We start from the raw sequence: 25,694 nt of genomic DNA, 5'->3' as shown, positions 1-25,694 counted from the left end.
CGACTTGCAAGGTTGCCTTTTTTTTTAAGCCATGAGAGATTTTTTACATGACAACCCGTTCCATGGATTTTCTTTCCAAGTATTTTGAATGCATCCTTGATGCTTTGCCCGATGGCGTGTTTGTGTCCGATGTTTCCGGCATCACGCTGCGCGTCAACCGTATGTATGAACAGTTGACCGGGCTCACCCAGGAGCAGGTCCAGGGCAAGCAGGTTCGCGCCCTGGTCGAGAACGGCGTCTTCGACAAGGTGCTCAATCCGGAAATCGTGCGCACCGGCAAGCCCGCCACGCACGTGCAGCAGCTGCAGAACGGGAAGAAGCTGGTCCTGTCCGGGTTTCCGGTCTTTGACGAGTCCGGGGCGCTGCGCCTGGTGGTCACTTTCGTACGCGACATCACCATGATCACGCGCCTCAATGAGCAGATGGAGGAGCAGCGGCATCTGATCGACCAGTTTCATGAGCAGATGGCCTACATCACCCAGAAAAGCAGCAAGGCGCTTACTCCGGTCTATGAAAGCCAAGCCATTCAAGGTGTCGTGAACATGCTGCAAACCGTCGCGCCGACCGATGCGTCTGTGCTGTTGCTGGGAGAAACGGGTGTGGGCAAGGATGTCTTCGCGCGTCTCACCCATGGGCACAGCGCCCGCAAGGACAAGATTTTTCTTAAGGTGGACTGCGGCGGTATTTCCGAAACCCTGACCGAGTCCGAGATGTTCGGCTATATGCCCGGAGCCTTCACCGGCGCGTCCAGCAAAGGCAAGGCCGGGTATTTCGAGCTGGCCGACGGCGGCACGGTTTTTCTGGACGAGATCGGGGAACTGCCCCTGTCCATGCAGACCCGCCTTTTGCGCGTGCTGCAGGACGGGGAGATCATGCGCGTCGGCGGGAGTCGCACCACGAAGGTCGATGTCCGGATTATCGCGGCCACCAACAAGAATCTTTCCGAATGCGTAGAAACGGGGACTTTTCGTCGGGATCTGTACTACAGGCTGAACGTGGCCACGGTCACCATCCCCGCTTTGCGCGAGCGTCCCGACGACGTGCGCCCCCTTGTGGAGCATTTTCTGCGGTATTATGCGGGAAAATACGGTAAAAGCATGGCCATCATGGAGGTCGCCCTCAGCATCCTGTCACGCTATCAATGGCCTGGAAATGTGCGGGAACTCCAGAATCTGGTGCATGGACTGGTCATCACCCACAAAGGTTCGCTCATCTCTTTGCGAGACCTGCCGGTCCACATCACCGAAGACAAGACCCGTGGCCGGTGTTATGCCGACGAAATCCTGACCGGTGGTCGCGCGCTCAAAAACATCATGGCCGACATCGAACGTGATTTTTTGCAGCAGGCCCTGGAAGTGCATGGTTCCGTGCAGAAAGTCGCCGATCTTTTCCAGATTGATCGCAGCACGATTTTTCGGAAAATCCAGAAGAAATAAATCCGGGGCGGCCGCCCCGGATCATCTCCCCTGTTCATCATTTCTTCCGTCATAGACGGATCAGAAATACCCTTCCAGCAGTTTTTCAAGGTCGTCGGCCGTCCCCTGACGCGGATTGTTGCGCATCAGGCGCTCCGTTGCGGCGGCGCGCTCGGCGATTCCCCGAATGTCTGCGCGTTGTATCCCGTGGGCGGCCAAGCCGGGCGTGACACCCAGATCGGTCAGCATCTTTTCGAATCCGGCCACGGCGCTCCGGGACCGGTCGCTTTCGGTTTTCAGGCCGGAATCGCAGCCCAGAATTTCGGCGATGCGTGCGTATTTTTCCGGCGCGGTCAGGCAGTTGAACGCGATGCCCATGGGCGCCACCGCGCCGACGAGCAGGCCGTGGGGCAGGTGGTAGTCTGCCGGAACGGCCATGGCGATGGCGTGGATGACCCCGTTCTGCGTATTGGAAAAGCCCATGCCGGCCAGGGCGGAGCCGTAAAGCATCTGCTCCCTGGCCTCGATGTCGCTCCCATCGGCGTAGGCTTTGCGGATGTTGCCCGCGATCATGGTCATGGCCTGGAGGTTGGCGCAATCCGTGAACGGGGTGGCGCTCTGGTTGACGAAGGACTCCATGGCGTGGACAAAGGCGTCGAGCCCGGTCGCTGCGGTCACGCGCGGCGGCATGGAGACGGTCAGTTCCGGATCGAGCACCACCAGCCTGGCAAAGAGATGGTCGCTGACAATGCCTTTTTTCGAGTTCGAGGCGATATCGGCCAGCACACTGATGGAGGTCATTTCGCTGCCCGTTCCGGCGGTGGTGGGAATGAGCACCGTGGGCAGGCACGGCGAAGGGATGAGATCGACCCCGAAGTATCTTTCGATGGAGCCTTCGTTTCCGGCAAGTACGGAGGCCGCCTTGGCCGTATCCAAGACGCTGCCGCCGCCCAGTCCGAGGATGAGATCGGCCTTGAACGTTTTGGCGCTGGCCGCGCATGCCTCGACCACGGATGGGGTCGGCTCGTTCGTCACCGCAGAGAAGATTTCAGCGAGGAGGCCGCTCCGTTTCAGGGAATCGATGATCGGCAGGTGGCTGCCACGGTGAACAGTGCCCTGGCCTGTCACTACGAGAACACGGGTCGCGCCGAGGCGTTTGATCTCAAGGCCGATGTCGGCGGAAGAACCTTGGCCGTGAATAATTGTGCTGACAGTTTTGAACGTATGAATCATCATGGCTCCCAAGTATCGTGCGTGAAATGTGTTGCGCGGTGCGGCGCGTGCGTTTTTACGGGTCTGCGGTGAGCGATTGTGACATGGCTGCCGGGCTCTTTGCACTTTGAAATCGTTAACGATCAGGTTCGTGGTTCTGAATCTCCTTGTCAATACCCGTGCTCGTTGTCTATCGTCCGGGTGTTTCTTGACCTTTTTATCTTACAGTGTGCGGTGCCATGATCCGAATTGCGCGATTTTTGATGAGCATGATGCTTTTCGTTCTGGCGTTCCCAGGCGAGGGCGCGGCTGCCCCTTTTCAGGGGAAACGCATTCTGTGGGTTGAATCCTACCACGAAGGGTTCTCCTGGTCGGATGGGATCGCGCGGGGGGTCGAGAAAATTTTGGATGGAACCGGGGTGGAATTGCGGGTGGTGCACATGGACACCAAGCGCAATCCATCAGCGCAACACGCAGAGGCGTCCGCCCGGGAGGCTTCGCGTATTCTGCGGGAGTTCGATCCCCACATGGTCATGGCCTCCGATGATAACGCGCAGCGCTATTTCGTGGTTCCTTTTCTGAAAGGCGGCGACCTGCCGGTGGTGGCGGCTGGGATCAACTGGGACGCCGGGGAACACGGCTATCCCGCGCCCAACGTGACTGGCATGGTGGAGGTCAATCTTCTGGATCCGGCCAAAGCCATGCTGCGCAAGTTCGGCCAAGGGGATCGTTTCGGCTACATCGCCGCCGATTCCGAGAGCGAGCGCAAGAACGTGCTGATCTACAATGCCCGCAGTTTCCAGGGCAAATTGCAGGGGCTTCTCGTTTCCCGGTTCGAGGAGTTCCTTCGCGCCTTCAACGAAGTCCAGGCCCGCTCGGACATGCTCATCATGGGCGGCAACGGCGGCATCGAAGGTTGGGATGATGCCGTGGCCCGGGAGTTTTTGCGAAAACACACCCGTGTTCCGACCGGCAGCTTCGACGAGTACCTCGCCCCGTACGTGATTTTCACCTTTGCCAAGGATCCCGAGGAGCAGGGAGAGTGGATGGCGCTCACCGCTTTGCGGGTGCTTGGCGGTGAAAGTCCCGCGTCCATTCCCATGGTCGAGAACAGGCGGGTCAGGCTGATCGTCAACCTGAAACTGGCCCGTGCCGCCGGGCTTGTCCTGCCGGTTTCCCTGCTCAAGACGGCGACCGTCATCGGCAAGGAAGAAGAGTGATCGGGAGAAACGCATGGACTTGAAATTCCGGGCCAATCTGACCGGATTCATTCTGGTGGCCAGCATCACTCTGGGTATTTCAGGCCTGGCGACGTTGACCATCGATCATCTGACCGAAACCCTCAATTTTCGCCTGCTGGACAAGGAACTCGACGAGTACCGCGAGAAGATTTTCGAATCCCGGAAGGTGCTCGACGGCGTCGGCTTGCTCGGAATCCGGGACTACGAGGACAAGGCCAAAGCCGACCTGCTCGCCTCCTTCAAGGCGCGGGCGCCAAAGATGTTCGGCCAACTCGGCATTGTCTCGTCCCGGGGCGAGGCCGTCATGTACGTAGGCCTTCCCGGCGAGCAGAATTTTGAGCTGTCGTGCCTGCCGGAGCTGCTGCGGATCGGAGCGGGCCGGATTGATTGCGTCACCGGCCAGGAAACGCGGATTGGTCCGTACCTGTTCATCCCGGAGTGGGATTGGCTACTGATGGTGACCGTCAGCGCTGAGGAGATGCGTTTTACCCGCAACGAATTTCTGGCCAGAGTTGCGTTTATTTTTGCCATCGCCTCCGTTTTTGGCTGGTGGTTTTACGTTCGCGCCGCCCGGGCGGTGCTCGACCCTGTGCTGGACCTGTCCAGAGCCGCGACGGAGATCAGTCGGGGAGATTGGCAAGGCCTGCCTGAGCCGCTGGCGCGCAAGGACGAGATCGGCGAATTGAGCCGCAATTTCGTGGCCATGGCCCGGCGTCTGCGCGACAGTCAGGCCGATCTGACGCGCCAGGCCGCGTCATTGCGGGAATCCAACATCCATCTGGAAGCACAGATCACGGAGCGCGTCCGTGTCGAGCATGATTTGCGCAAGGCCACGACTTCTTTCATGGGAATTTTTGATTCCTCTCCTTCCGTGCTGATTGCGGTGGATTGCGGATGCGTGGTGGCGCACTGGAATCGCACGGCCCGAACTTGGGTCGGACTTGAGCCGGAACAGGTTATCGGACTGCCTCTGGAACAGGCCCTTCCGCAGCTTGCTTGGCTGGTCGATACGGTGCGGCGATCCATGGATGAGGCGACGACGCTCAGCCTGACCAGGCAGTCCTATGAGCAGGCCGAAGAGAGACGGACCGTGGATATTCTGGTCAGCCCTTTGATCAGCGACGAGGTTTATGGCGCGGTCATTCGTCTGGATGACGTGACCGCCCAGATACGCATGGAAGAAGGGTTGATCGCGGCCAAGAAGAGCGCGGAAAGCGCCAATGAGGCCAAAAGCGAATTTCTGGCCAACATGAGCCACGAGCTGCGTACCCCGTTCAGCGGCATCATGGGCATGATGCGGCTTTTGCAAGGCACGGGGCTTGATGACGAGCAGCGCCGCTACGTCTGCCTGGCCATCAAGGCGTCGGACAGGTTCACCCGCCTGCTTACGGATCTGCTCGATATTTCGCGCATCGAGGCAGGCAAGCTCGATATCCATGAGCAGGAGTTTTCAACATCGGATCTGCACGACTCGGTCATGGAGATTTTTGCCCTGGCCAGTCAGGAGAAAGGGATTTCCTTGGAGTTCTTCATCGATCCGTCCGTACCCGCCCGGCTGGTGGGGGACGAGATGCGTGTGCGCCAGATCCTTTTCAACCTTGTCGGCAACGCGATCAAGTTCACGGAAAAGGGATGCGTTTGCGTCGAGATAATCCTCCTCTCCCCGGTCAAGGGCGCCGATCTTAGAGTCCTCTTTACTGTTTCGGACACCGGGATAGGCATACCTGTGGACATGTTGAGCGGGATATTCGGATCCTTCGTGCAGGTCGACGGCGCATCCTCACGTGCCTTTCAGGGAGCGGGACTCGGCTTGGCCATCGTCAAGCGCCTGGTGAAGCTCATGGGCGGGCAGATTTTCGCGGACAGCATCGAAGGCGAGGGGACGAACATGCACGTGGAACTGCCTTTCAAGATGGCGGGTTCACGCGCAGGCGAATCCAAATCCCGTCTGGACACCGGTTCAACAGTTCCCAGGCTGCATATCCTGCTTGTGGAAGATGAGCCGATAATCACTTTGTACACGCGGAAGCTGCTGGAGAAGGCTGGTCACCAGGTGACAACGGCGGAAAACGGTCTTGAGATATTCGGTCTGCCGGATCGCGACACCATCGACTGCATTTTCATGGACATTCAGATGCCTGTCATGGACGGAATAGAGGCGACACATGCAATTCGCTCGTCATCCAGGCCGGGGTACGCCAAAGATATACCGATCATTGCATTGACCGCCCATGCAATGATCGGTGACAGGGAAAAATTCCTGGGCTTGGGAATGGATGGGTATTTGACCAAGCCGGTGGACGCCAACGATCTGCAACGGGAACTGGAGAGGATCGCGGCGCATCGATCCACTGCTTGATAGTCCGTCCATTCTCTCCAATTCTTTTATGCGTGTATCACGCGTTTCCAGACACTTCCCGCAAAATTTACGGCTTTTTGAACCCGAATCTCCCCAGGATGGCCTGTCCTTCCTCACCCTTCACGAAATTAACGAAAGCCTGGCCCATGTCCTTGTTCTGCGATCCGGCGAGCAGGGCGATGGGGTAGGTGATGGGTTTGTGGCCGGTCACTTCGGCTGCGACGTTGACTTTGTCGGCGCGCAGGGCCGCGTCCGTGGCGTAGACGAATCCGGCCTGCACTTCGCCTCGGGCCACGTAGTCCAGGGCCTGGCGCACGTTTTCGGCCATGACGAATTTTGGGGTCAGGGCCTCGTACAGTCCCACGGCTTCAAGGGTGCCCTTGGTGTAGCGGCCAACGGGCACGGAGTCGGGGTTGCCGATGGCGACGAGTTTGAACGCTTCGCCTTTAAGCTCATCGGGCGTGCTCAAGGGGAGTTTGCTGTCCGCAGGAACGATCAGCACCAGGGCATTGCCGGCAAAATTGACGCGGGTGGCCGTATCCATGAGTTTCCCGGCCTTGTCCATGGTCGCCTGATCGGCCGAGGCGAAGACGTCCACGGGCGCACCCTGTTCCATCTGCTTGAGCAGCGCCCCGGACGAAGCGAAATTCAGAACCAGAGTGGTGCCGGGATGGGTCTTCTCGAAGGGTTCCTTCATTTCCGTGAAGGCGTTGGCCAGGCTGGCCGCCGCCGAGACAAGGAGGTCCTTGGCCATGGCCGGCGTGGACATGAGCACAATGCAAAGCGACAAAATTGTATGCAACGATTTCAAATTCATAGGGGTCTCCTTTTTTTTGATTGCTTTTTTCCTGGCCTGAAGAGCCCCCGTTTGGCAATATGGTCACGCACGCATGATAAAGCGTGACTGTATTGCTCAGGGCGCTGCATATCGTGCATCGCTTGTTGAGTACTCTTGCATGGTCATGAAAACGCTCTTGCCTGGAGAAATAATGTACAAATTGGACCAGCTTGATCCGAATACATTGATGCAACTGGCCTGTCTGGCGCAGGAGGAAGTCAAGCGCCGAGGGCTGGATGATCCGGTTGGCGGGCCAAGGCGAGCACCCAAGGCGGCCAGGATTTTTCAGGTCCCGGAGACGGTCAAATATCTCGATCACGGTCAGCTCGACGCCCTGACGCGCTCCTTTCGCGACTGGCTGCATGCGGCCCGCGATGCGCGGACCCGCCAGGCGCGCACGCGCATATGGCTCCTCTTTCTTCTGTTGCGTTACACGGGCATGCGTCTTGGCGAGGTTCTTGATCTCGACGATGGTACCGACTTCGACCTTGCCCGGGGCGTGGTCATGGTCAGGGGCGACGCGCCTCGCGAGATTCCCTTGCCTGCCGAGGTTGTGGACGCGCTGGCCCTCTTTTTCGAGCATCCCATGAGCCTGGAGCTGCGCGGAGAGGTTTTTCGCCTGGACCAGGGCTATGTGCGGCGCAAGTTTTCGGAGCGGGGCAAGGGCACGGATATCCCCCGTGAACTCCTCAATCCCCGCGTGCTCCGGCATTCCCGCGCCGTGGAACTGCTGCGCGGCGGGGTGCCGCTGGTTGTGGTGGACGCCATGCTCGGGCACCAGGGGCCGTCCTCGCAGTACGTCAGTTTTTCCGATGCCGACACCCGGCGCATCATGAATCATTACATATTCGAGGAACGGAAAATGAAGACATCCGCCCGCAACATGTTTGTCGGCCAGATCAGCGCCATCCGCGACGGGAACATCCTGAGCGAGGTGGAGGTGACCACAGCCACAGGGCTCAGGGTTGTTTCCGTCATCACCAAGGAGAGTTTCGAGAACCTGGGGCTGGCCATGGGCATGACGGTCATCGCCACGGTCAAGGCCCCATGGGTGGTGCTGGTCAAAGAGGAATCCATGCTCAAGACCAGCGCCCGCAACAAGTTCTGCGGCAGGATTTCCGCCGTAAACACAGGTCAGATCGCGGCCGAGGTGGTCGTGGATCTCGCCGACGGCACCAAGATCACATCGCTCATCACCGACGAGTCCGTGAGCAACCTGGATTTGAAGGTCGGCGATGAGATTTGCGCCATGGTCAAGGCCTTCTCCGTCATTTTGGCCCTCGAATAATCAAGCCTCCTTTGTGTGTGGGCCCGGTGCGAATTTTTCTGCGCCGGGCCCTTTTTCATTCGCAGGTCTGCGCGGCCAGGAAAAGTGGATCGAGGATCTGGCGAGGATTTTCATTCTTGCGGCGAGCTTCGTAGTCGACGACGTCCAGTACCCGGCCATGCCCGAAGGCGACCAGGGTCTGGGCGAAATGGTCCACATCTTCGAGGTCGTGGCTGACCATGACCATGGGTATGTCGAAGCGCTCCAGGATGTCGAACAGTTCCGCGCGCATGCGTTCGCGCAGGGGCTGGTCCAGCGCGGTGAAGGGTTCGTCCAGGAGGAGCAGGTCCGGGTTTGGGGCCAGGGCACGTGCCAGGGCCGTGCGCTGGCGCTGGCCGCCTGAAATCTGGGCAGGACGCTGGCCGGCAAGACCGGTCAGGCCACACAATTCCAGCAGTTCGTCGACGCGCTCACGGTGCGCCGCTTTGAGTGGGCCGAAGACGGGTTTGAGGCAAAAGGACACGTTGTCGCGCACGGTCAGGTGCGGAAAGAGGGCGTAGTCCTGGAAGAGCATGCCGATGTTGCGCTTGCGGGCCGGGACGTTCACGCCGGAGGCGGCGTCGAAGAAGGTGCGGCCGCAGACCTCGATGTGGCCGCTGTGGGGTCTCAACAGCCCGGCCAGGGCCATGAGGGTCAGGCTCTTGCCCGAACCCGAGGGGCCGAAGAGTGCGATGCGCCGTCCGGGCGCCTCGAAACGGGCCCGAAGGCGAAACTCAGCGCCGGGCGCGGACACACGGGTGTCGATGTCGCATGAGATGGTCCGGGCCGGTGTCTTCGGTTCGGTCCGTGGGTGCATGGATGCCTCGGAACGGGAGCTGGATGTGCGGCCGATCATGAACATGGTCAGGCCTGCCATCTGGGGGTTAAAAGACGCCCTGAAACCCAGAGAATGAGCGTGCACAGCACGGAGATGACCAGCACCAACTGCGCGGCCAGGCTGTCCTGTCCGGCCTGGGTCGCGCTGTACACGGCCAGGGACAGTGTCTGGGTGCGGCCGGGCAGGTTGCCCGCGATCATGAGCGTGGCCCCGAACTCGCCCATGGCGCGGGCGAAGGCGAGCATGGTCCCGGCCAGGATGCCGCGTCCGGCCAGCGGCAGACAGACGCGCAGGAACACCCGCCACTCCGGATATCCGAGAGTCCGGGCCGCGTCCTCGTATTTGCGTTCCACGCCGTCCAGGGCGGCGCGGGCGGATTTGAAGATGAGCGGAAAGGAGACCACGGCGGCGGCGATGACCGCCCCCTGCCAGGTGAAGATCAGCGTCACGCCGAAGGTCTCTTGCAGCCAGCGGCCCGCAAAACCGTTCCGGCCGAGCAGCACGATCAGATAATAACCGAGCACCGTCGGCGGCAGCACCATGGGCAGGCTCAGGATGGAATCGAGCAGTTCCTTTCCCGGGAAGCGGTAGCGGTGGAAAACCCAGCCCAGGAGCACCCCGAAGACCAGGGAAGTCAGGGTGGCCAGGGCGGCCACGCGCAGGCTGAGCTGCACCGGGAAGAGAAAGGTCATGTCCATTCGCATTGTCCGTTGGCGAAGGTTGGGCGGTGTTCCGCCGAGGGTGTTTACAGGCTCTCAAGCAACAACCGGGCCGCAGGAAGGTGTTCTCGAAACCGCAGATTCCGACGTTCATATCCTATAAGCTTTCCGGTCCGTTGAGCTCAAGCCGGTCACGGTAGCGCGGAAAAGCGTGACCGGTAGCCGCGATGATATCCGCTCCTTTTCGGACGGACTACGATGTGGGTTTCTACATATTTGCAGCAGGATACATAAACGTAGTTATTATGAGTGCAGATATCGAGCACTTTCGAATATTTTTGCGATGCCGCGTTATTCTCTTCCAAAGTATCTCACACTTCAGTCCCTGCGCATACCGCATACTGCGTAGCTTCAGTTTCGCAGCGGTACACGATGCGCCGAATGTCCATGTCTTCGCTTCTTCATTAAATCCAGGGCTCCATTCTGGCTCACCGGAGCGTGCCGGATAATTTTGGCCAGAGGAGGTGGAAGATGATTAACGCGGTCGCCAGTCGCTCCATGCACCGGAATGTCACGGATGCAGTGCCTGCGGGAATCCGTGGATAAAGGGTGCGCGTTTTGACTCGTGAGGGAACCCTTTTGCCACAAAATCAGCGGGCCAGGGAATACAGGGCCGACTATGAACGGAGGAAGAAATGAGTGCTACAAAACCCTTTGATGAAGTGGCCATAAGGATGTACCGGGAAGATCCCGCTTTGGCGGCGGACATGCTCAATGCATGCCTGGAAGACGGCGATACGGAAGGATTTTTGCTGGCGCTGCACCATGTTTCGAACGCCGTTGAACTGGAGGCCAGGCATACTGACAAGGCCCTGAGGGGTGTTCTCGGACACGTGGGATCCAAGGAATGAAGAAGAACTCCGACACCACAATCAACGTCCGCGGCACCAGGATCACCGTGATTCGTCGACAGGACGAGGACTTCATTTCACTCACCGACATCGCAAAGTCGAGGAATCCGGAGCACACCGACGACCTCATTCGCAATTGGCTACGTAATCGTAATACGTTGGAGTTTCTCGGCATATGGGAGCAACTTCACAACTCCGGTTTTAATCCCGTCGAATTCGACGGGATTAAAAAACAGGCCGGACTGAACAGCTTCACGCTCACTCCGAAACAGTGGATTGATCAAACCGGCGCGATCGGGATTGTTTCCAAAGCCGGACGCTACGGCGGAACGTATGCCCATACCGATGTGGCTTTCGAATTTGCGTCCTGGATCTCAGTGGAATTCAAGCTTTACCTCATCAAGGAATTCCAGCGTCTCAAAGAGGACGAAAATCGCCGCCTTTCCCTTGCCTGGAACCTCAACCGCATGTTGGCCAAGATCAACTACCGCATCCACACCGACGCGATTCAGACGCATCTCATCCCGAAGGAAGTTACCGCAAAACAGGCCGCTTTCGCATACGCCGAAGAGGCCGACCTCCTCAATGTCTCCCTCTTCGGCCAGACCGCCCGCGAATGGCGGGACGCCAATCTCGGCAAAGACGGTAATATGCGCGACCACGCCAGCCTCGAACAGCTTCTTGTTCTCGCCAACCTCGAAAACATGAACGCCGAGTTTATCCATATGGGACTCCCTCAGGGCGACCGTTTGAAACGGCTTAATCAAATTGCCATCCGCCAGATGCAAACGCTCACCGCACGAATCGCAAAGCAGTTGGGAAGAGGGCAAAAGTGACAGCTGGGGCTACGGAAAGTTGTAAAATATGAAACTTTCTGAAGAGTCCGGTCACATTCGCATTTTCCGTTGGCGAGGGTTGGGCGTGTTCTGCCGTAAATGGTTCCAGGCTCTTGAGCAACAACCGGGCCGCAAGAAGGCGTTCCCGACGTCGCGTATCGAGACTTTCAAGATCCCTTAGCTTTCCGGTTCGTTGGCCTCAAGCCGGTCACGGTAGCGCGGAAAACATGACCGGGAGCTGCGATGATATCCGCTCCTTCGCGAACGGCTTACGCCTGTGGATTTCTACACATCTACAGTAAACGACATAAGCGTAGCGTTTGTCCGAGCGTAGATTTCGAGCCCGATGGCTGATTCCCATCCTTGCTTGCGCTCTCCACCTCTTTTCCTGTAGCTCAATGCATTCGATCCCGAGTCGTGCACTGCACACAAGGCAACTCAACAACATCCAGGAGAATGACATGTTCGCTGTAATGGTCAATGTTCACATCAAGCCGGAATACAGGAAAGAATTCGTGGAGGCCATGCTCGACGACGCACGCGGGTCCGTGCGGAACGAGAGCGCGTGTCTGTTGTTCAATGTGGTTCAGGACAGCGAGGACGAGAACTGCCTGCACCTTTACGAAGTCTATGCCAGCGCCGAGGCCTTCGAAGAACACAAGAAGACCCCCCATTTCACTCGCTGGGTGGAGACCACCAAAAACTGGCTCGCCAGCCCCCTGGAGATTGCAACGGGTGTCCATCTGTTTCCCGATGACGGCGTCTGGAAAAAGCAGGCCTGAAGACGGTCTGCACAAACAGTACTTCATAATTTTGGAGGAACAGGTCGGGAGTAAGCCAGCAGTGTTGGGGTACCAGGCGTTGCTCTTCATTACGGAAGGCCGGGAAGAAAGAGGGTCGGCTCAGTGACTTTGTGACTCATTTTGTTGAAAAAATGAGTCACAAATCAATTTATCATGCACATGTGAGTCGAAAAGAATTGGGTGCCAAAAATGCAGGGCACAGGCAGGCGTATTGGGTGAAGCGGAAGAATGGGCTGGCGGTTCTTGAAGTGGTCAAGATTCAAGATCTGATTCTCGCCTTTTATGTGACCCTCGCCTTTTATGGTTCAAAGCCTGGTCATACTGGAAGCGGGGCAAGCAATGCCGCTATTTCCGATTGAATGGCCTCACAGTCAACGAGTCGTTCAAACCAGTCAGGAGCCGTACTGTCGCATGACAGGCTGACAATCCCTCCGAGGACCGCGCCACGATGAGCGTTTTCGCCACCCAGGTTGGTGTTGGCCAGCAGGGCGGCCTTGAGGTCATTGCGGTATTTGTATGCCAGGTACAAAAGGCTCGGCCACGAATCACTGATGTAGCATGCGGTGGAATACCTGCCACCGACGATTTCCCTGTCTGTCCGGGCGCGATCCACCATGTGCGCAAGGTCGATGCCCATGGTCGTCTCGGCTGCCTCCAGCAGATACCGGTCCGGGGACTCACCTGCCTTGCGCAGGAGCAGGCCTGCAACAAGGGCGACATACCCGTCACAGATACGGCCCAATGTCTCATCCGGATGCGTCAGAAAGAGATGCTCCCGGCAGGTTGCCTGTGCCGTGCTCAACGCAGCCCCATGCAGCAGACTACTCATGGCCAGAGGGCCGATGGTCACCAATCCGCCCATGGATGGGGTGTCATGGGTACGGGCGCCGCACTGATGCGGGGGCTTTTTTGCGACAAGGTTGGCAAAGAATCCGCGATGATATGATTCGGCGTAGGTGTCTCTGTGCCGGGGCGGATCGGCGGTCATGAACTCGATGTAGGACTGCAGAAAGTGGTCGCGGCTGTAGCGGCCGTTACTCGCGATAATGGAACGCATGAGCACGCGTGCACAGTGCGCATTGAGGGTGTTGTCGCCCGCCTGCATCCCATGGTGATAGTGCCGATTGGCCTGACCCCACAGGTGCTGCCGGCCTTTGAGGATAACCGTGCCGATGATCTCCGGTGAGTCGGACAGGCCCCCGTGCGCCGACCGGCCGCCACGCCGGGTGGAGTGAAGCGACATGATCGATGAAGGGTGAAATTCCGGCGCAGCTTCGAACTCTTTGATGCCGCCGGGAAAGGCGCGTTCGATATCGGCGGTGTCATAGTACCAGTGCACCGGCATCGCCAGGGAGTCGCCGACAAAAAGAGAGGCGAGGGCCGCCGATGCTCGCTGCAGGGATATGGACGGTATAGGGCCGTGGCTTGATGGCGTTGGTTCCATGGGAGATTCCTTTATTTGCCATGTATGCACCAGAGGAGGGTGGTCAGAAGGCTGATCAATCTGGTGGTTAGCTTGAATCAGTTTCACATTTCGGGCGAAAAGGAAAGTTGGCGGGAATAATTTACTTTCATGCAACCAATCAGGCGGGTCTACGGAAAGTTGTAAAATATGAAAGCCGGCAGAGTTGGGGTACCAACCGCTGCTCATCATTTACGGAAGGCTGGGAATAAAAATGGTCGGCTTAGTGATTTGTGACTCATTTTACCGATAAATGAGTCGCAAATGAATTTGTCATGCATATGTGAGTCGGAAAAAATGGGTGTCGTCAGGGCCTCTGTTTCCTCATTTTTCCAGTCGGCACCACAGTATTGCGACTCACAAAGCGGTCTGGGTCTCTGAGACCAAGAGTATACTGAAATATTTGGCAAAGCGGTCTGGGTCTCAAGCGGTCTGGGTCTCCAAGCGGTCTGGGTCTCTGAGACCAAGAGTATGCTGAAATATTTGATATTTTGTTTGAAAAAGGGCTTTTTTCGGGCGTTAGAATTGCTTTTTTTCTTTGCGAAGACGTTTTTTTCTGTCTAGCATATTGTGATTAAATGATAAAACTCTTGAAATTGCGAGTAAGTATGCCAATTTGAGTAAATTGGCGGGTTGGTATGTATTAGACATTTTAGGGTCTGAGTCTCTGAGGCCAAGAGTACAGGCAGGCGAATTGGCTGAAGTGGGAGAGTGAGGCTGGCGGTTTTTGAATTGGTCAAGATTCAAGATGTGCCCCTTGCCTTTATGAACCGGCAAACCGGTTTCCGACATGGTTAAGGGCAAGGAAAAGAACGAGCGGATCAAAGGGCGACGCCGTGAACTCCCGCCTTCGAGAAATGGAGATGGCGTCAGCCAAGACCAGTCAATACATTTTATATACAAAAGAGGCCGCGCTTTTTTCAGAGTAGGAGGCGCGGGAGGAATGCCTCACACCTATCCCTGCCTGCACCCAATATTGACGTCGGGCTAAGCCATGGCTAAGTCTTTTTTTACACGACACATGACAAAGGAGGGCTTTATGTCCACAGCAGTAGTGCCTATGCACCAGGCAAAGAGTACCCTTTCACAGTTGGTCAAACGTGCCGCCGATGGTGAAACCATTTTCATCGGCAGCTATGGCCGGGCGGAGGCCGTACTTTCTTCAGCCGCCAACGCCAAGCCCAAGAAACGCCTTGGCCTCCTGGAAGGCAAGCTGATTGTTCCCGATGATTTTGACGAACCCTTGCCTGCGGAAATTCTCGTCGCCTTTGAGGGGGAAGCCAAATGAGGCTGCTGCTGGATACCAACGCGCTGCTCTGGGCGCTGATCAATGGACCGCGCATTGACCCGGTGAGAGATCTGCTGCTTGCGGACGAGAACGAAGTTTTTGTGAGCACCGTCTCCTGGTGGGAAATCGCCATCAAAACGAATATCGAAAAACTGGACGCCAACTTGTCTGAACTTCGCGCTTCAGCGCAGGAAAGCGGGTTTCTGGAGTTGCCGCTTCTCGGCTCACACGCGGAAATGCTGGCGACACTATCCAGGTACCACAACGATCCTTTTGATCACATGCTGGTGGCTCAGGCCATGGCCGAACCCATGCGGCTGATCACCGGCGACGGAGTCCTCGCCAAGTACACGCCTCTGGTCATTCTTATTTAGTCCGACTGGGTCTCTGGGCCGGGTCTGTGAAATCGACAGCACTCGTGCCTTGCGACTTGAACCTTCCGCATTCTGATGAAGCCGGTTCCTCGGCGTCCACGTTCCAAAAAACCGCTTGAATTTCTTGGTCATGTTGAGCGGCCATCACTCCGCATGCCTGGCCTGTCTCTTCCCAGGGCTCAGCGTATTCCGGGCCTGCAACGAGCCGGGATGGACAGTCATGTTGTCTGAGATCACCACGGGCAGAGGGCGGCCTTTGACCTTGAGAAGATCGGCGGCGATGGCGTTGGCCGCTTCGTCCTTGGCCAGGCCGAGTTCCTCGGTCAGGTAGGCGAAAAAGAGTTCCGCCAGACGTTTCAAGGCAATCTGCCAGGTGGACTCGGTCGCGCCGTACAGCCATTTCGAAAACCGCAGAAATCCGGCATAGACATCCTGATCCGGCCACAGCAGGCGCACGCTGCCGTTAAAATTGCCGCTGTTATAGAGCAGATCCCAGAAGCGGGCCATGCGCTTCAAGTCCTGCATGGCTGTAAAATCAATCAGGTCGTTGGCCAGGATTTCGTAGGGGGGATAGGGCAGATAGGTCATCCCATGTACGGCATCGTGTCTGTTCAAGGTGGTGCCGGACAGTTTTTTTAGGACACCCAGTTGGATTTCCGCCCTGGTCAGGCCCGCCAGCCGGTTCAGGTTGCGGCCAAAGCTGTCGGCGCTTTCCCCGGGCAGCCCGATGATCAGATCCACATGCAGATGGGCATTGGTCTCTTCTTCCAAAAAGCGCAGGTTGGCCGTGATCCTGTCCATGTCCAGCCGCCGGTGAATGGACGCGGCCACATCCGCATTCAGGGTCTGGATGCCGACTTCCAGTTGCAGGGTGCCCGGAGGAAACTGGGCAAGCTTCTCCCGCAATTCAAAAGGAAAATGTTCGGGCACAACTTCGAAATGGACCAGAAACGGCGGCTGCCGCCGCAGGAAAAAATCTAAGATAGGGCCGACCCGCTGCATGCTCAGGTTGAACGTGCGGTCGATGAACTTGAAGTTGCGCGCCCCGCGGTCCCAGAGCGTGGCCAGTTCGCGCAGAAAGCGGTCCGGGTCGAAATAGCGGACCAGCTTGTCGATGGAGGACAGGCAGAATTCGCAGGAAAAAGGGCATCCCCTGGACGCTTCCACATAGATGACCCGGTGCGCGACGTCCGCGTCGGTGTACAAGTCGTACGGCATGACCAGGCGGTCCGGATCGGGCGGGCTGGCCGTGATGATCCGGGGCAACCCGGCGCTGCCTGTCAGATAGGCGCAGCAGAGCTGATGGAATTGCTCTTCGCCTTCACCGCAGATCACGTGGTCTGCCTGGGAAAAATCGAGCCGGTGCGGAAAATGGCTGACCTCCGGCCCGCCAAGTACAAGCAGCACCTCGGGCGCAAGGGATTTGAGAATACGCACCAACTGTTCGCATTCCTTCCCGTTCCAGATGTAGACGCCAAGGCCGATGATCCTGGGACGATGGGCCAGGATTTTTTCAGCGATATCGAGCAGGTGATCCGAAATGACGAATTCCTGGATAACGGCCCGGTGCCGCAGGTCATGCAGATTGGCATGCAGGTAGCGCAGCCCGATGCTGGGGTGGATATACCGGGCATTCAGCGTGGTCAGAACAATATCGTGCATAGGTGGATGCCTGGGTTTGCGAAATGTTGTGGGCGATTTTCCGTGCTTGCCTGTCCTTCGACGTCGTGAGCGGCGAGTTCATGTTCTCACTGACTTTAATATCTCCAGTCAAGCCAATGGGGCCGACGACATGATCGAGCGGGACGGCACCGCGTGCATGGCGAACCACCACGTCATCGTGTTCTTGAAATCAAGGAGAATTCCATATGTATTATTTATAACATATTGATAATATTGATCGATATAGTATCGTAGCATCATCTTTGTGTCCGTTGTTCATGCCGCAATGCCTGGCACGGACCCAAGAACCGTAAAACCATGGAGGTTTTGATGACTACGTTTTCACGACGAGGGTTCATGAAACTGACCGGGGCGGGCGTTGCGGCCGTGTCCCTGTCCCAACTGGGGTTCGATCTGAAGCCCGCCTATGCCTATGCCAAGGCCCTGAAGATCGAGGGAGCCAAGGAGGTCATTTCGACCTGCGCTTTCTGCTCCTGCGGCTGCCAGATCATCATGCACATCAAGGACGGCAAGATCATCAGTTCCGAGGGCGACCCGGATTATCCGGTCAGCGAAGGTTCGCTGTGTCCCAAGGGTGCTGCGTTCTATCAGATGCACGTTAGTGATCACCGCGTGCTCGTGCCCAAATACCGAGCACCGGGCAGCGACAAATGGGAAGAGAAGGATTGGGACTGGATGCTCGACAAGATCGCGCGCAAGATCAAGGACACGCGCGACAAGGACTTCCAGCTGACCAACGACAAGGGTGTGACCGTCAACCGTTGGGAATCCTATTTCCAGCTGGGGACATCCCAGATGGACAATGAAGAATGTTCCGTCACGCATCAGATGTGTCGGGCGCTGGGAGGCGTGTACATCGACCATCAGGCCCGGGTCTGACACAGCCCAACTGTACCGGCTCTGGCAGAGTCGTTCGGACGTGGCGCGATGACCCAGCATTGGATTGATATCAAGAACGCCAATGCTATTCTGATAATGGGCAGCAATGCTGCCGAGCACCATCCCATTTCCTTCAAATGGGTTTTGAAGGCCAAGGACGCGGGGGCCAAGGTGATCCATGTGGATCCGAAATTCTCGCGCACGTCGGCCAGGAGCGATCTGCATGTTCCGCTCCGTTCCGGCACGGATATCGCTTTCCTGGGCGGCATGGTGAAGTACATTCTGGAGAAGGATCTGATCCAGAAGGAATACGTCACCGAATACACCAACGCCTCCTTCATCGTCGGCGACGACTACACGTTCGAGGACGGCCTCTTCTCGGGTTACGATCCGGAAAAGAAGAAGTACGACCAGAAGAAGTGGGCCTTCGCCAAGGACGAGAACGGGGTTTCCAAGCGCGACAAGACGCTCAAAGACCCGCGCTGCGTGTATCAGTTGCTCAAAAAACACTACGAGCGCTACGATCTGGACACCGTGTCTTCCATCACCGGTGTGTCCAAGGACAACCTGCTCGCGGTTTACGAAATCTACACGGCCACCGGCAAGCCGGACAAGGCCGGGACCATGATGTACGCCCTGGGCTGGACCCAGCATTCCGTGGGCGTGCAGAACATCCGTCTCGGCGCGATGGTCCAGCTCCTTCTGGGCAACATCGGCGTGGCCGGCGGCGGCGTCAACGCCCTGCGCGGCGAGCCCAACGTCCAGGGCTCCACGGACCATGCCCTGCTCTGGCACATCATCCCCGGTTACAACGCCGTGGCCACTTCGGCCTGGCCGACCCTGGAAGAGTACCTCAAGGCCAACACTCCCGTGACCAAGGATCCCAAGAGCGTGAACTGGTGGGGCAACCGGCCCAAGTACATGGTCAGCCTGCTCAAAGGCTGGTTTGGCGACAAGGCCACGGCCGAGAACGAGTTCTGCTACAATCTGCTGCCCAAGGTCGAGCCGGGCGTTGATTACGCCAGCATGTTCATGTTCGACAAAATGTACGAGGGCAAGGTCAAGGGCGGCATGATCTTTGGCCACAATCCGGCCATGAGCATGCCCAACACCCACAAGATCCGCGAGGCGCTTGGAAAGCTGGACTGGCTGGTGGTGGGCGAAGCGCACGACACCGAAACCTCGTCCTTTTGGCGCAACCCTTCGCTGGACCCCAAGAAGGTGCCCACCGAAGTGTTCCTGCTGCCCTCCTGCCAGCGTGGCGAGAAGGATGGCACCACCTCCAATTCCGGCCGCTGGTATCAGTGGCATTACAAGGGCTACGAGCCGGCGGGCAAGAGCAAGTCCATGGGCTGGATGGTCGTCGAGATCATGAAGCGCGTGCGCGCCCTGTACGAAAAGGAGAAGGGCGTCTTCCCCGAGGGCGTTCTGACCCACTCCTGGCCCAAGGAATACGATGCCGAAGACATGGCCAAACGCATCAACGGCCAGTTCACCCGCGACGTGACCATCAAGGACGTGACCTACAAGAAGGGTGATCAGGTGCCCGGTTTCGCGTTGCTGCAGGCGGATGGCTCCACCTCCAGCCTGAACTGGCTCTATTGCGGCGGCTATCCGGCGGCGGACAAGAACCTGTCCAAGCGCCGCGATCTGACCCAGACGCCCATGCAGGCCAAGCTCGGCCTCTTCCCCGGATACTCGTGGGCCTGGCCCATGAACCGGCGCATCATCTACAACCGCGCCTCGGTGGACGTTAACGGCAAGCCCTTCAATCCGGAGCTGCCTGTCATCGCCTGGGAAGACGGCAAGTGGATCGGCGACATTCCGGATGGTCCGGCTCCGCCCATGGCCATGGAAAAGGGAACCTATCCCTTCATCATGCACACAGAAGGCCACGGTCAGCTCTACGGCCCCGGCCGAGTGGACGGGCCGTTCCCGGAACACTACGAGCCGGCCGAAACGCCCATTGCCAAGAATCCGTTCTCTGCGCAGATGAACAACCCATGCATGAAGGTGACGAAAAGCGACAAGGACCTGCTGGCCAAGAATGCCGATCCGAAATACCCCATCGTGCTGACCACCTACAGCATGACCGAGCACTGGTGCGGCGGCGGCGACACCCGCAACACCCCGTACCTGCTTGAGGCCGAACCGCAGCTCTATGTGGAGATGAGCCACGAGCTGGCGGGTGAGAAGGGCATCAAGAACGGCGACCATGTGGTGGTCGAGAGCATCCGCGGCAAGGTCGAGGCCGTGGCCATGGTCACGGTGCGCATCACCCCGTTCTTGGTGGAAGGCAAGACCGTGCACCTTGTCGGTATGCCTTTCTGTTTTGGCTGGACAACGCCCGGCGTGGGCGACGCCACGAACCGTTTGACCCCGTCTGTTGGTGATCCGAACACCACCATTCCGGAGTACAAGGCGTGTCTGGTGAATATCCGCAAGGCCGACAAGGTCACGGAACTGGCCATTTAAGCAGGGAGGAACATCATGGCGAAGAGCATCTTCATCGATACCACCCGCTGCACGGCTTGCCGTGGCTGTCAGGTGGCGTGCAAGCAGTGGCATGACCATGTGGCCGTGCCCACAAAACAGACCGGCACCCATCAGAATCCGCCGGATCTGACCCCCAACAACTTCAAACTGGTCCGTTTCTCGGAACACAAGATCGACGGGCACGTTCATTGGCTCTTCTTTCCCGATCAGTGCCGCCATTGCCTGCAGCCCGCCTGCAAGGCCACGGCGGACATGTATGTGGAAGGCGCCATTGTGCTGGACGAGGCCACCGGCATCGTCGTCTGCACGGAAAAGACCAAGGATCTGACCAAGGAACAGTGCGACGAGATCATCGACTCCTGTCCCTACAACATCCCGCGCCGCAACGAGGTTTCGGGCGAGCTGGCCAAGTGCGACATGTGCATCGATCGCGTCCAGGCGGGCCTTGTGCCCATGTGCGTGAAAACCTGCTGCACAGGCGCCATGAGCTTCGGCGAACGCGAGGACATGCTCATCAAGGCCAAGCTGCGCCTGACCCAGGCCCAGGCGGATCTTGAGAGGCCGAAGTCCGAGCTTGAGACCAAGATCGCCTGCGATGTGCACAAGAGCTGCACGATTCTCGATCAGGAAGATCTGGGCGTCATCTACTTTTTGGAGATGCCCAGGGAAATGTACCATCAGTATGCCGCCCGCGAGATCAAGCCCCTGAACAGGGCCGATTTCCTGGCGAGCCTGACGAAGCCCTTCAAGAACATTCTGGGCTGACGCATTCATTAACTTCGGCCCGCCGGAATCCCGGCGGGCCGCTTTCTCAAGGAGAGAACATGCCGAGCACTGGAATTCAGACCAAGGAGAGCGCACTTAACCTCCTGGCCAAACGCCACGAGCCCTTTCAGGAGATCATCAACCGTTTTGGCTTGCTGCTCTGCCGTCAGGCCGAGCTGCGGACGGAGCTTCCGCTTGCAAACATACATGGGGTGACTGTTGACGAGGGTCGGTTTCTGGGCGGAGAGGCGCTGGTCAGCTTCGTGGACAGCGAAGTGTTCGCTGCGGCCTTGAAGGCGGCGGCACTCCGCGTGTGGCCCGTGACGGGCGTTATTTTTCCGGCTTTGGCCGAAAGCCTGACGGATCTTGGACGGAAACTGGACGCGGATCCGGCCTGGACCAGCCTGTGTCTGAAGGTCGTGGTCCATGGCGAGGGTGAGGCCCTTGATTTGGCTGCGGGACAGGCCGCGGTCAGCCCCGATTTCCTGCTCATGGCCCTGCGCGCGGCGTATGGACCGTGCATCGCGGCCAACAGGCCGGCCCTTTTGGCCCTCGCGCCCGCGAAGCTGTGGCGCAATCCTCACTGCCCGGTCTGCGGTTCCGATCCGGACCTTGCCGTGCTCGAAAACCATCCCGATCCTTCCGAATTTCTGATCTCCAAAAGTGGGGAGCTCTGGCATCATTGTCCGGTTTGCGCGCATCGCTGGCGCTTTGTACGCATGATCTGTCCAGGCTGCGGCAACCAGGAGCACGAACGCATCACGCGCTTTTCCCTTCCGGATTCCCCGCGTGAGCACATCTATGCCTGCGAGGATTGCCACCAGTACCTGCCCTGTCTGGACCTGGTGGAGAGTTCCGAGAACGTTGATTTTGATCTGGCCGCTTTGGGGCTGGTGCATCTGGATGCCGTGGCCCAGAGCAGGGGATACTTTCCGCTGTCCCCGGCCCCATGGACCGCCATGGGAATCGCGCAGAAACAGGCCAAGGCCTCATGATTTCCTGATTTTCACCCTCCTCCAAGGTGAAGGGTCGCCAGCGGACCGGGCGGGTTCGTTGGCGGCCGTTTTTTATGCGTCAGGCCGGGGTACGAAGGCGCAGAGCGCTTGCGCCAGGACGGGAATCAGATCCTCATTTCGTGAATTGTAGCGCAGCTCGCATTCCTTCAGATAGAGCGGAAAATGCGAGGCCGGTACGCCGCGCATCTGGCGCAGGCGCTGTTTGGCGAAGCTCCAGAAGGGGGACGCCTCCACGGGCAGGCGCTTGTCCGCGTGCTTGATGTAGCGGGCGGGCCACAGTCCGGAGCCGCACGAGACAAGTGCCAGGTATTGTTTGTAGGGCGCGGTGTAGACCACCTGGCCGACGCTTGCCGTCTTGAGGCAGAAGTTCAGCTTGAAGTGCAGCAGGTTCTCGGCGCGCAGGTCCGGCAGCAGATCGCAGATGGCCACGCCGCCGAGTTCGATGATGCCGAAGACCGGGGCGTTGACGATCTCCTGGGTGGGCAGGGGGTTGCCCGGTCCGGGCCAGATGCCCGCGTCATAGAGCCGCCCGGCGTCCAGGGCCTGGGCCACGATGGCCCGCCGCACGGTATCCGCCGCCTTGAGAATGGTGGCGTAACTGACCTCCATTTCCGCCGCGATGCTTGCCGGCGCGATGTCCAGCGCAAAGAGCTTCAGGAACCAGAGCCATTGCCGCGAGGTGAAGGCGCAACGGCTTAGATAGCGGCGGCTGAAGTCGTGAAAGGTGTACCCGCAGCGACCGCATCTGCGCCTGCCATCGGCGAGATGGTAGAGTTTTCGATTTTTACAGGCCGGACAATACCGCTGATGGTTTTTCCAGCAAAAATCCAAAAAGAACCTGCGTGCCGATTTTTCTGAAAAAGTCAAAGTATTGAAGCTTATTATATTAATTTTCGTCATTGCTTCCCAGTGCCGGATCGTAATTGTGTACATGTTTGGCAATCCGCTCGTACGCGTTTCTGTCATAAACAATGATGCCAAACAAGGCATAATAATAAGCCTGTCTCAAAAGAATGGGTCAAAAAGAGACATCTGGGTGTCTTTTCTTTATAACCATTTGTTTTTTAATATTGTTTGCGCTGAATTTGCGGGGCCAAAGCGTTGGGTTGTGGAGGGCGCGTGTGTTGATGATGGGGAGTCGCGTGATAGGTTCGCATCCGACATTCCCTGAAATTTCACATTTGGAGCGCCCATGAATATGCCTGAAGGATCTTCCGCCTTGAGTTATGCCAGCCCCGTCATCGGTCCGTATACGGTCGACGAATTCATCGACGCGGCGGCCCGTTTTCACGGGTACGCGGCCCCGGGACTGATCCTGGGCGGGTTCATGGTCCACGAGGCGCGAAGTCACATCGCCGAGGGCGTCCTGTTCGACGCCATTTCCGAAACCGCCTGGTGCCTGCCCGACGCCGTGCAGATGCTCACCCCCTGCACCGTGGGCAACGGCTGGATGCGGATTTTCAATCTGGGCCTCTACGCCGTGTCCCTCTTTGACAAATCCACCGGCAAGGGTGTGCGGGTGGCCGTGGAGAGCGACAAGCTGGAACCGTATCCGGTCATCCGGGAGTGGCTTTTCAAGCTCAAGCCCAAGAAGGAACAGGACAGTGACCGGCTGCGCCAGGAGATTCGCCTGGCGGGGGCGTCCATCTGCTCCGTGAAGGAGATCAAGCTGCGGCCCGAATTCATGGGCGGCCGGGGCAAGGGCGCCATCGCCGCCTGCCCGTCCTGCAGCCAGGCCTATCCGGCCCGGGACGGCTCGGTCTGCCGGTCGTGCAAGGGCGAATCGCCCTATGTCGGCTGGATTGGCGGGCACGACAGCCGCGAGCTCGGCTTTGACGGCCCGAAGCTGCGGGTAGTGCCCACGGCCGAAGCTGTGGGCAAAAACGCCCTGCACGACATGACCTGCATCGAACCGAGTGTCAGCAAGGACGCCGCCTTCGCCCGAGGCCAGGTGCTCGACGTGGGCGATGTCTGCCGTCTGCAACGCATGGGCCGCTTCGAGGTCTATGTGCAGGAGGACGAGCAGGACGAGGCCTGGGTGCACGAGGATGACGCGGCGCGCGTGCTGGCCTCGGCCCTGGCCGGGGATGGCGTGGACAGCTCCGGTGATCCCCGCGAGGGAAAGATCACCATGACCGCCACCCGTGACGGCATGCTCATGATCGACGAGAACGCCCTGGAGTCATTCAACTCCATTCCCGGAATCATGTGCGCCAGCCGTCATGCCTTCAGCGTGGTCTCGCGCGGGCAGCAGATCGCCGCCACGCGGGCCATTCCTCTTTATCTGGGCCGCGATGTCCTGGAAGAGGCGGGCAGAATTCTGGAAGGCGGCCCGCTTTTGGAGGTCCGTCCCTTGCGCAAGCGCAAGGTCGGCATCCTGGTCACGGGCACGGAAGTCTTTCAGGGCCTGGTCGAGGACCGCTTCATCCCCATCATCGGCGCCAAGGTCGAAGCCTACGGCTGCCCGGTGGTGGCGACGGACATCGTGCCCGATGACCGGGCGCGCATTTCCCGTTCCGTGCAGGCCATGCTCGGGCAGGGCGCGGAGCTGATCGTGACCACGGCCGGGCTGTCCGTGGACCCCGGCGACGTGACCCGGCTGGGTCTGGCGGACGCGGGGTTGGAGAACATGCGCTACGGCACGCCCATCCTGCCCGGAGCCATGACGCTCCTGGCGTCCATCGGCGAGGTCGATGTCATCGGCGTTCCGGCCTGCGCCCTCTATTTCAAGACTACGAGCCTTGACATCCTGCTGCCCCGCGTCCTGGCCGGAGCCTCGCCCTCGCGGCGTGAGCTGGCCCGGCTTGGCCACGGCGGCATGTGCATGCAGTGCAAACGCTGCACCTATCCCAAATGTCCGTTCGGAAAGTGAGGCGCGACATGAAGACACCTACCGTTCGCATGCATCTGTGGCTGGAATCCGGAGAGAGCGTCTATTTCGGCATGGGGCGGCTCATGCTCCTGGACAGGATCGAAGAGCACGGGTCCCTGCGCAAGGCGGCCGAGTCGCTGGGCATGTCGTATCGAGCGGCCTGGGGCAAGCTGCGGGCGACCGAGGACGCCGTGGGCGAGCTGCTGGTCGAGACCGTGGGCGCCAAGCGCGGAGGGTATCGCCTGACCCCTGCCGGCCGGTGGTATCGGGACAAGTTCAATGCCTGGTACACTGCCGTGGAGAAGGCGGCCGTGACCCAGGCCCGGCTCATTTTCGCCGAAGGGGTGCAGAGCTTTGCCGAAAAGAACACGAGGCCCCGCGCGGCCACGCCGCTGACGCCATTGGCCCGGCGCGAGGCCAGGCCGTAACCATCGGTCTGGC

General features: G+C 58.7%; 22 protein-coding genes. 15 read left to right on the top strand and 7 right to left on the bottom strand.

Annotated features, from left to right (window positions below; translation table 11 throughout):
* The first annotated feature begins 47 nt into the window (after positions 1 to 47).
* Positions 48 to 1,436 (top strand): sigma-54 interaction domain-containing protein, encoded by a 1,389-nt coding sequence (locus tag DBAC_RS07955; protein ID WP_015773769.1) that lies wholly within the window; start codon positions 48 to 50, stop codon positions 1,434 to 1,436.
* 60 nt (positions 1,437 to 1,496) lie between these two features.
* On the opposite strand, the gene DBAC_RS07950 is transcribed toward DBAC_RS07955, so the two are convergent.
* A complete protein-coding gene (locus tag DBAC_RS07950) occupies positions 1,497 to 2,651 on the bottom strand; it encodes an iron-containing alcohol dehydrogenase (protein ID WP_228644949.1) in 1,155 nt (384 codons plus the stop codon).
* A 239-nt stretch (positions 2,652 to 2,890) separates the two neighbouring features.
* Here DBAC_RS07950 and DBAC_RS17880 point away from each other — a divergent pair, with 239 nt between their 5' ends.
* The gene (locus tag DBAC_RS17880; protein WP_143890848.1) at positions 2,891 to 3,847 is read left to right on the top strand and encodes an ABC transporter substrate-binding protein; all 957 of its coding nucleotides are present in this window, start codon (positions 2,891 to 2,893) and stop codon (positions 3,845 to 3,847) included.
* Between the two features lie 13 nt (positions 3,848 to 3,860).
* Positions 3,861 to 6,227, top strand: coding sequence for a hybrid sensor histidine kinase/response regulator (locus DBAC_RS17875; RefSeq protein WP_015773766.1), 2,367 nt, complete (start codon positions 3,861 to 3,863; stop codon positions 6,225 to 6,227).
* 67 nt (positions 6,228 to 6,294) lie between these two features.
* On the opposite strand, the gene modA is transcribed toward DBAC_RS17875, so the two are convergent.
* Positions 6,295 to 7,044, bottom strand: a complete 750-nt coding sequence (modA, locus tag DBAC_RS07935; protein WP_015773765.1) for a molybdate ABC transporter substrate-binding protein — start codon at positions 7,042 to 7,044, stop codon at positions 6,295 to 6,297.
* A 172-nt stretch (positions 7,045 to 7,216) separates the two neighbouring features.
* On the opposite strand from modA, the gene DBAC_RS07930 reads away from it, so the two are divergent.
* On the top strand, positions 7,217 to 8,353 hold the full coding sequence (locus tag DBAC_RS07930; protein WP_015773764.1) for a TOBE domain-containing protein: 1,137 nt from the start codon (positions 7,217 to 7,219) through the stop codon (positions 8,351 to 8,353).
* A 55-nt stretch (positions 8,354 to 8,408) separates the two neighbouring features.
* Here DBAC_RS07930 and DBAC_RS07925 read toward each other — a convergent pair whose 3' ends face one another.
* Positions 8,409 to 9,188 carry an ABC transporter ATP-binding protein gene (locus tag DBAC_RS07925; RefSeq protein WP_015773763.1) on the bottom strand — a complete coding sequence of 260 codons (780 nt, stop codon included), beginning with the start codon at positions 9,186 to 9,188 and terminating at the stop codon, positions 8,409 to 8,411.
* Positions 9,189 to 9,235: 47 nt separating this feature from the next.
* Positions 9,236 to 9,907 carry a molybdate ABC transporter permease subunit gene (modB, locus tag DBAC_RS07920; RefSeq protein ID WP_015773762.1) on the bottom strand — a complete coding sequence of 224 codons (672 nt, stop codon included), beginning with the start codon at positions 9,905 to 9,907 and terminating at the stop codon, positions 9,236 to 9,238.
* Between the two features lie 656 nt (positions 9,908 to 10,563).
* Between modB and DBAC_RS07915 the strand changes: the two genes are divergently transcribed.
* The 4 genes from DBAC_RS07915 (at position 10,564) to DBAC_RS18850 (ending at position 12,777) form a co-directional block, all read left to right on the top strand.
* The gene (locus tag DBAC_RS07915; RefSeq protein ID WP_015773761.1) at positions 10,564 to 10,779 is read left to right on the top strand and encodes a hypothetical protein; all 216 of its coding nucleotides are present in this window, start codon (positions 10,564 to 10,566) and stop codon (positions 10,777 to 10,779) included.
* Positions 10,776 to 11,615 carry a KilA-N domain-containing protein gene (locus DBAC_RS07910; RefSeq protein WP_015773760.1) on the top strand — a complete coding sequence of 280 codons (840 nt, stop codon included), beginning with the start codon at positions 10,776 to 10,778 and terminating at the stop codon, positions 11,613 to 11,615. Before DBAC_RS07915 ends, DBAC_RS07910 begins: the two co-directional genes overlap by 4 nt.
* A gap of 461 nt (positions 11,616 to 12,076) precedes the next feature.
* On the top strand, positions 12,077 to 12,397 hold the full coding sequence (locus DBAC_RS07905; RefSeq protein WP_015773759.1) for a putative quinol monooxygenase: 321 nt from the start codon (positions 12,077 to 12,079) through the stop codon (positions 12,395 to 12,397).
* Between the two features lie 131 nt (positions 12,398 to 12,528).
* On the top strand, positions 12,529 to 12,777 hold the full coding sequence (locus DBAC_RS18850) for a hypothetical protein (protein ID WP_143890845.1): 249 nt from the start codon (positions 12,529 to 12,531) through the stop codon (positions 12,775 to 12,777).
* Here the strand turns inward: DBAC_RS18850 and DBAC_RS07900 are convergent.
* A complete protein-coding gene (locus DBAC_RS07900; RefSeq protein WP_015773758.1) occupies positions 12,735 to 13,862 on the bottom strand; it encodes an ADP-ribosylglycohydrolase family protein in 1,128 nt (375 codons plus the stop codon). The genes DBAC_RS18850 and DBAC_RS07900 overlap by 43 nt on opposite strands.
* Before the next feature lie 1,057 nt (positions 13,863 to 14,919).
* On the opposite strand from DBAC_RS07900, the gene DBAC_RS07895 reads away from it, so the two are divergent.
* Both DBAC_RS07895 and DBAC_RS07890 read left to right on the top strand, forming a co-directional pair.
* On the top strand, positions 14,920 to 15,168 hold the full coding sequence (locus DBAC_RS07895) for a type II toxin-antitoxin system Phd/YefM family antitoxin (RefSeq protein ID WP_015773757.1): 249 nt from the start codon (positions 14,920 to 14,922) through the stop codon (positions 15,166 to 15,168).
* Entirely contained in the window at positions 15,165 to 15,542 is a 378-nt protein-coding gene (locus tag DBAC_RS07890) for a type II toxin-antitoxin system VapC family toxin (protein ID WP_015773756.1), read from the top strand. The genes DBAC_RS07895 and DBAC_RS07890 overlap by 4 nt, the downstream gene beginning before the upstream one ends.
* Before the next feature lie 144 nt (positions 15,543 to 15,686).
* Here the strand turns inward: DBAC_RS07890 and DBAC_RS07885 are convergent, their stop codons facing one another.
* On the bottom strand, positions 15,687 to 17,204 hold the full coding sequence (locus tag DBAC_RS07885) for a B12-binding domain-containing radical SAM protein (protein WP_015773755.1): 1,518 nt from the start codon (positions 17,202 to 17,204) through the stop codon (positions 15,687 to 15,689).
* Between the two features lie 330 nt (positions 17,205 to 17,534).
* Here DBAC_RS07885 and fdnG point away from each other — a divergent pair, with 330 nt between their 5' ends.
* Genes fdnG through DBAC_RS17870 form a run of 3 tightly spaced genes read left to right on the top strand, consistent with a single transcriptional unit; the run spans position 17,535 to position 22,360 of the window.
* Complete coding sequence (gene fdnG, locus DBAC_RS07875) at positions 17,535 to 20,579, top strand: formate dehydrogenase-N subunit alpha (RefSeq protein ID WP_015773754.1); 3,045 nt, start codon at positions 17,535 to 17,537, stop codon at positions 20,577 to 20,579.
* Between the two features lie 15 nt (positions 20,580 to 20,594).
* Complete coding sequence (locus DBAC_RS07870) at positions 20,595 to 21,365, top strand: 4Fe-4S dicluster domain-containing protein (protein ID WP_015773753.1); 771 nt, start codon at positions 20,595 to 20,597, stop codon at positions 21,363 to 21,365.
* Positions 21,366 to 21,424: 59 nt separating this feature from the next.
* Entirely contained in the window at positions 21,425 to 22,360 is a 936-nt protein-coding gene (locus tag DBAC_RS17870; protein WP_015773752.1) for a formate dehydrogenase accessory protein FdhE, read from the top strand.
* 72 nt (positions 22,361 to 22,432) lie between these two features.
* Here the strand turns inward: DBAC_RS17870 and DBAC_RS07860 are convergent, their stop codons facing one another.
* The gene (locus DBAC_RS07860; protein WP_228644945.1) at positions 22,433 to 23,281 is read right to left on the bottom strand and encodes a transposase; all 849 of its coding nucleotides are present in this window, start codon (positions 23,279 to 23,281) and stop codon (positions 22,433 to 22,435) included.
* Positions 23,282 to 23,579: 298 nt separating this feature from the next.
* On the opposite strand from DBAC_RS07860, the gene DBAC_RS07855 reads away from it, so the two are divergent.
* A complete protein-coding gene (locus DBAC_RS07855; protein ID WP_015773750.1) occupies positions 23,580 to 25,253 on the top strand; it encodes an FmdE family protein in 1,674 nt (557 codons plus the stop codon).
* Positions 25,254 to 25,261: 8 nt separating this feature from the next.
* Positions 25,262 to 25,681 (top strand): winged helix-turn-helix domain-containing protein, encoded by a 420-nt coding sequence (locus DBAC_RS07850; protein ID WP_015773749.1) that lies wholly within the window; start codon positions 25,262 to 25,264, stop codon positions 25,679 to 25,681.
* Positions 25,682 to 25,694 lie beyond the last annotated feature (13 nt).

Source organism: Desulfomicrobium baculatum DSM 4028 (assembly GCF_000023225.1).
Classification (GTDB): Bacteria; Desulfobacterota; Desulfovibrionia; order Desulfovibrionales; family Desulfomicrobiaceae; genus Desulfomicrobium; species Desulfomicrobium baculatum.
The sequence above is the reverse complement of the archived record's forward strand: the minus strand, read 5'-3'. Positions and strand labels throughout refer to the sequence as shown.

What these genes read in the sequence shown, in the direction of transcription:
- DBAC_RS07955 (WP_015773769.1), top strand. Translation starts at nt 48, where the DNA reads ATGACAACCCGTTCCATGGATTTTCTTTCCAAGTATTTTGAATGCATC.
- DBAC_RS17880 (WP_143890848.1), top strand. Translation starts at nt 2,891, where the DNA reads ATGAGCATGATGCTTTTCGTTCTGGCGTTCCCAGGCGAGGGCGCGGCT.
- DBAC_RS07860 (WP_228644945.1), bottom strand. Translation starts at nt 23,281, where the DNA reads ATGACGAAAATTAATATAATAAGCTTCAATACTTTGACTTTTTCAGAA.
- DBAC_RS07930 (WP_015773764.1), top strand. Translation starts at nt 7,217, where the DNA reads ATGTACAAATTGGACCAGCTTGATCCGAATACATTGATGCAACTGGCC.
- DBAC_RS07925 (WP_015773763.1), bottom strand. Translation starts at nt 9,188, where the DNA reads ATGCACCCACGGACCGAACCGAAGACACCGGCCCGGACCATCTCATGC.
- DBAC_RS07915 (WP_015773761.1), top strand. Translation starts at nt 10,564, where the DNA reads ATGAGTGCTACAAAACCCTTTGATGAAGTGGCCATAAGGATGTACCGG.
- DBAC_RS07895 (WP_015773757.1), top strand. Translation starts at nt 14,920, where the DNA reads ATGTCCACAGCAGTAGTGCCTATGCACCAGGCAAAGAGTACCCTTTCA.
- DBAC_RS07885 (WP_015773755.1), bottom strand. Translation starts at nt 17,204, where the DNA reads ATGCACGATATTGTTCTGACCACGCTGAATGCCCGGTATATCCACCCC.
- DBAC_RS07890 (WP_015773756.1), top strand. Translation starts at nt 15,165, where the DNA reads ATGAGGCTGCTGCTGGATACCAACGCGCTGCTCTGGGCGCTGATCAAT.
- DBAC_RS07910 (WP_015773760.1), top strand. Translation starts at nt 10,776, where the DNA reads ATGAAGAAGAACTCCGACACCACAATCAACGTCCGCGGCACCAGGATC.
- DBAC_RS07950 (WP_228644949.1), bottom strand. Translation starts at nt 2,651, where the DNA reads ATGATGATTCATACGTTCAAAACTGTCAGCACAATTATTCACGGCCAA.
- DBAC_RS17875 (WP_015773766.1), top strand. Translation starts at nt 3,861, where the DNA reads ATGGACTTGAAATTCCGGGCCAATCTGACCGGATTCATTCTGGTGGCC.
- DBAC_RS07870 (WP_015773753.1), top strand. Translation starts at nt 20,595, where the DNA reads ATGGCGAAGAGCATCTTCATCGATACCACCCGCTGCACGGCTTGCCGT.
- modA (WP_015773765.1), bottom strand. Translation starts at nt 7,044, where the DNA reads ATGAATTTGAAATCGTTGCATACAATTTTGTCGCTTTGCATTGTGCTC.
- DBAC_RS07850 (WP_015773749.1), top strand. Translation starts at nt 25,262, where the DNA reads ATGAAGACACCTACCGTTCGCATGCATCTGTGGCTGGAATCCGGAGAG.
- DBAC_RS07905 (WP_015773759.1), top strand. Translation starts at nt 12,077, where the DNA reads ATGTTCGCTGTAATGGTCAATGTTCACATCAAGCCGGAATACAGGAAA.
- DBAC_RS07855 (WP_015773750.1), top strand. Translation starts at nt 23,580, where the DNA reads ATGCCTGAAGGATCTTCCGCCTTGAGTTATGCCAGCCCCGTCATCGGT.
- DBAC_RS07900 (WP_015773758.1), bottom strand. Translation starts at nt 13,862, where the DNA reads ATGGAACCAACGCCATCAAGCCACGGCCCTATACCGTCCATATCCCTG.
- DBAC_RS17870 (WP_015773752.1), top strand. Translation starts at nt 21,425, where the DNA reads ATGCCGAGCACTGGAATTCAGACCAAGGAGAGCGCACTTAACCTCCTG.
- modB (WP_015773762.1), bottom strand. Translation starts at nt 9,907, where the DNA reads ATGGACATGACCTTTCTCTTCCCGGTGCAGCTCAGCCTGCGCGTGGCC.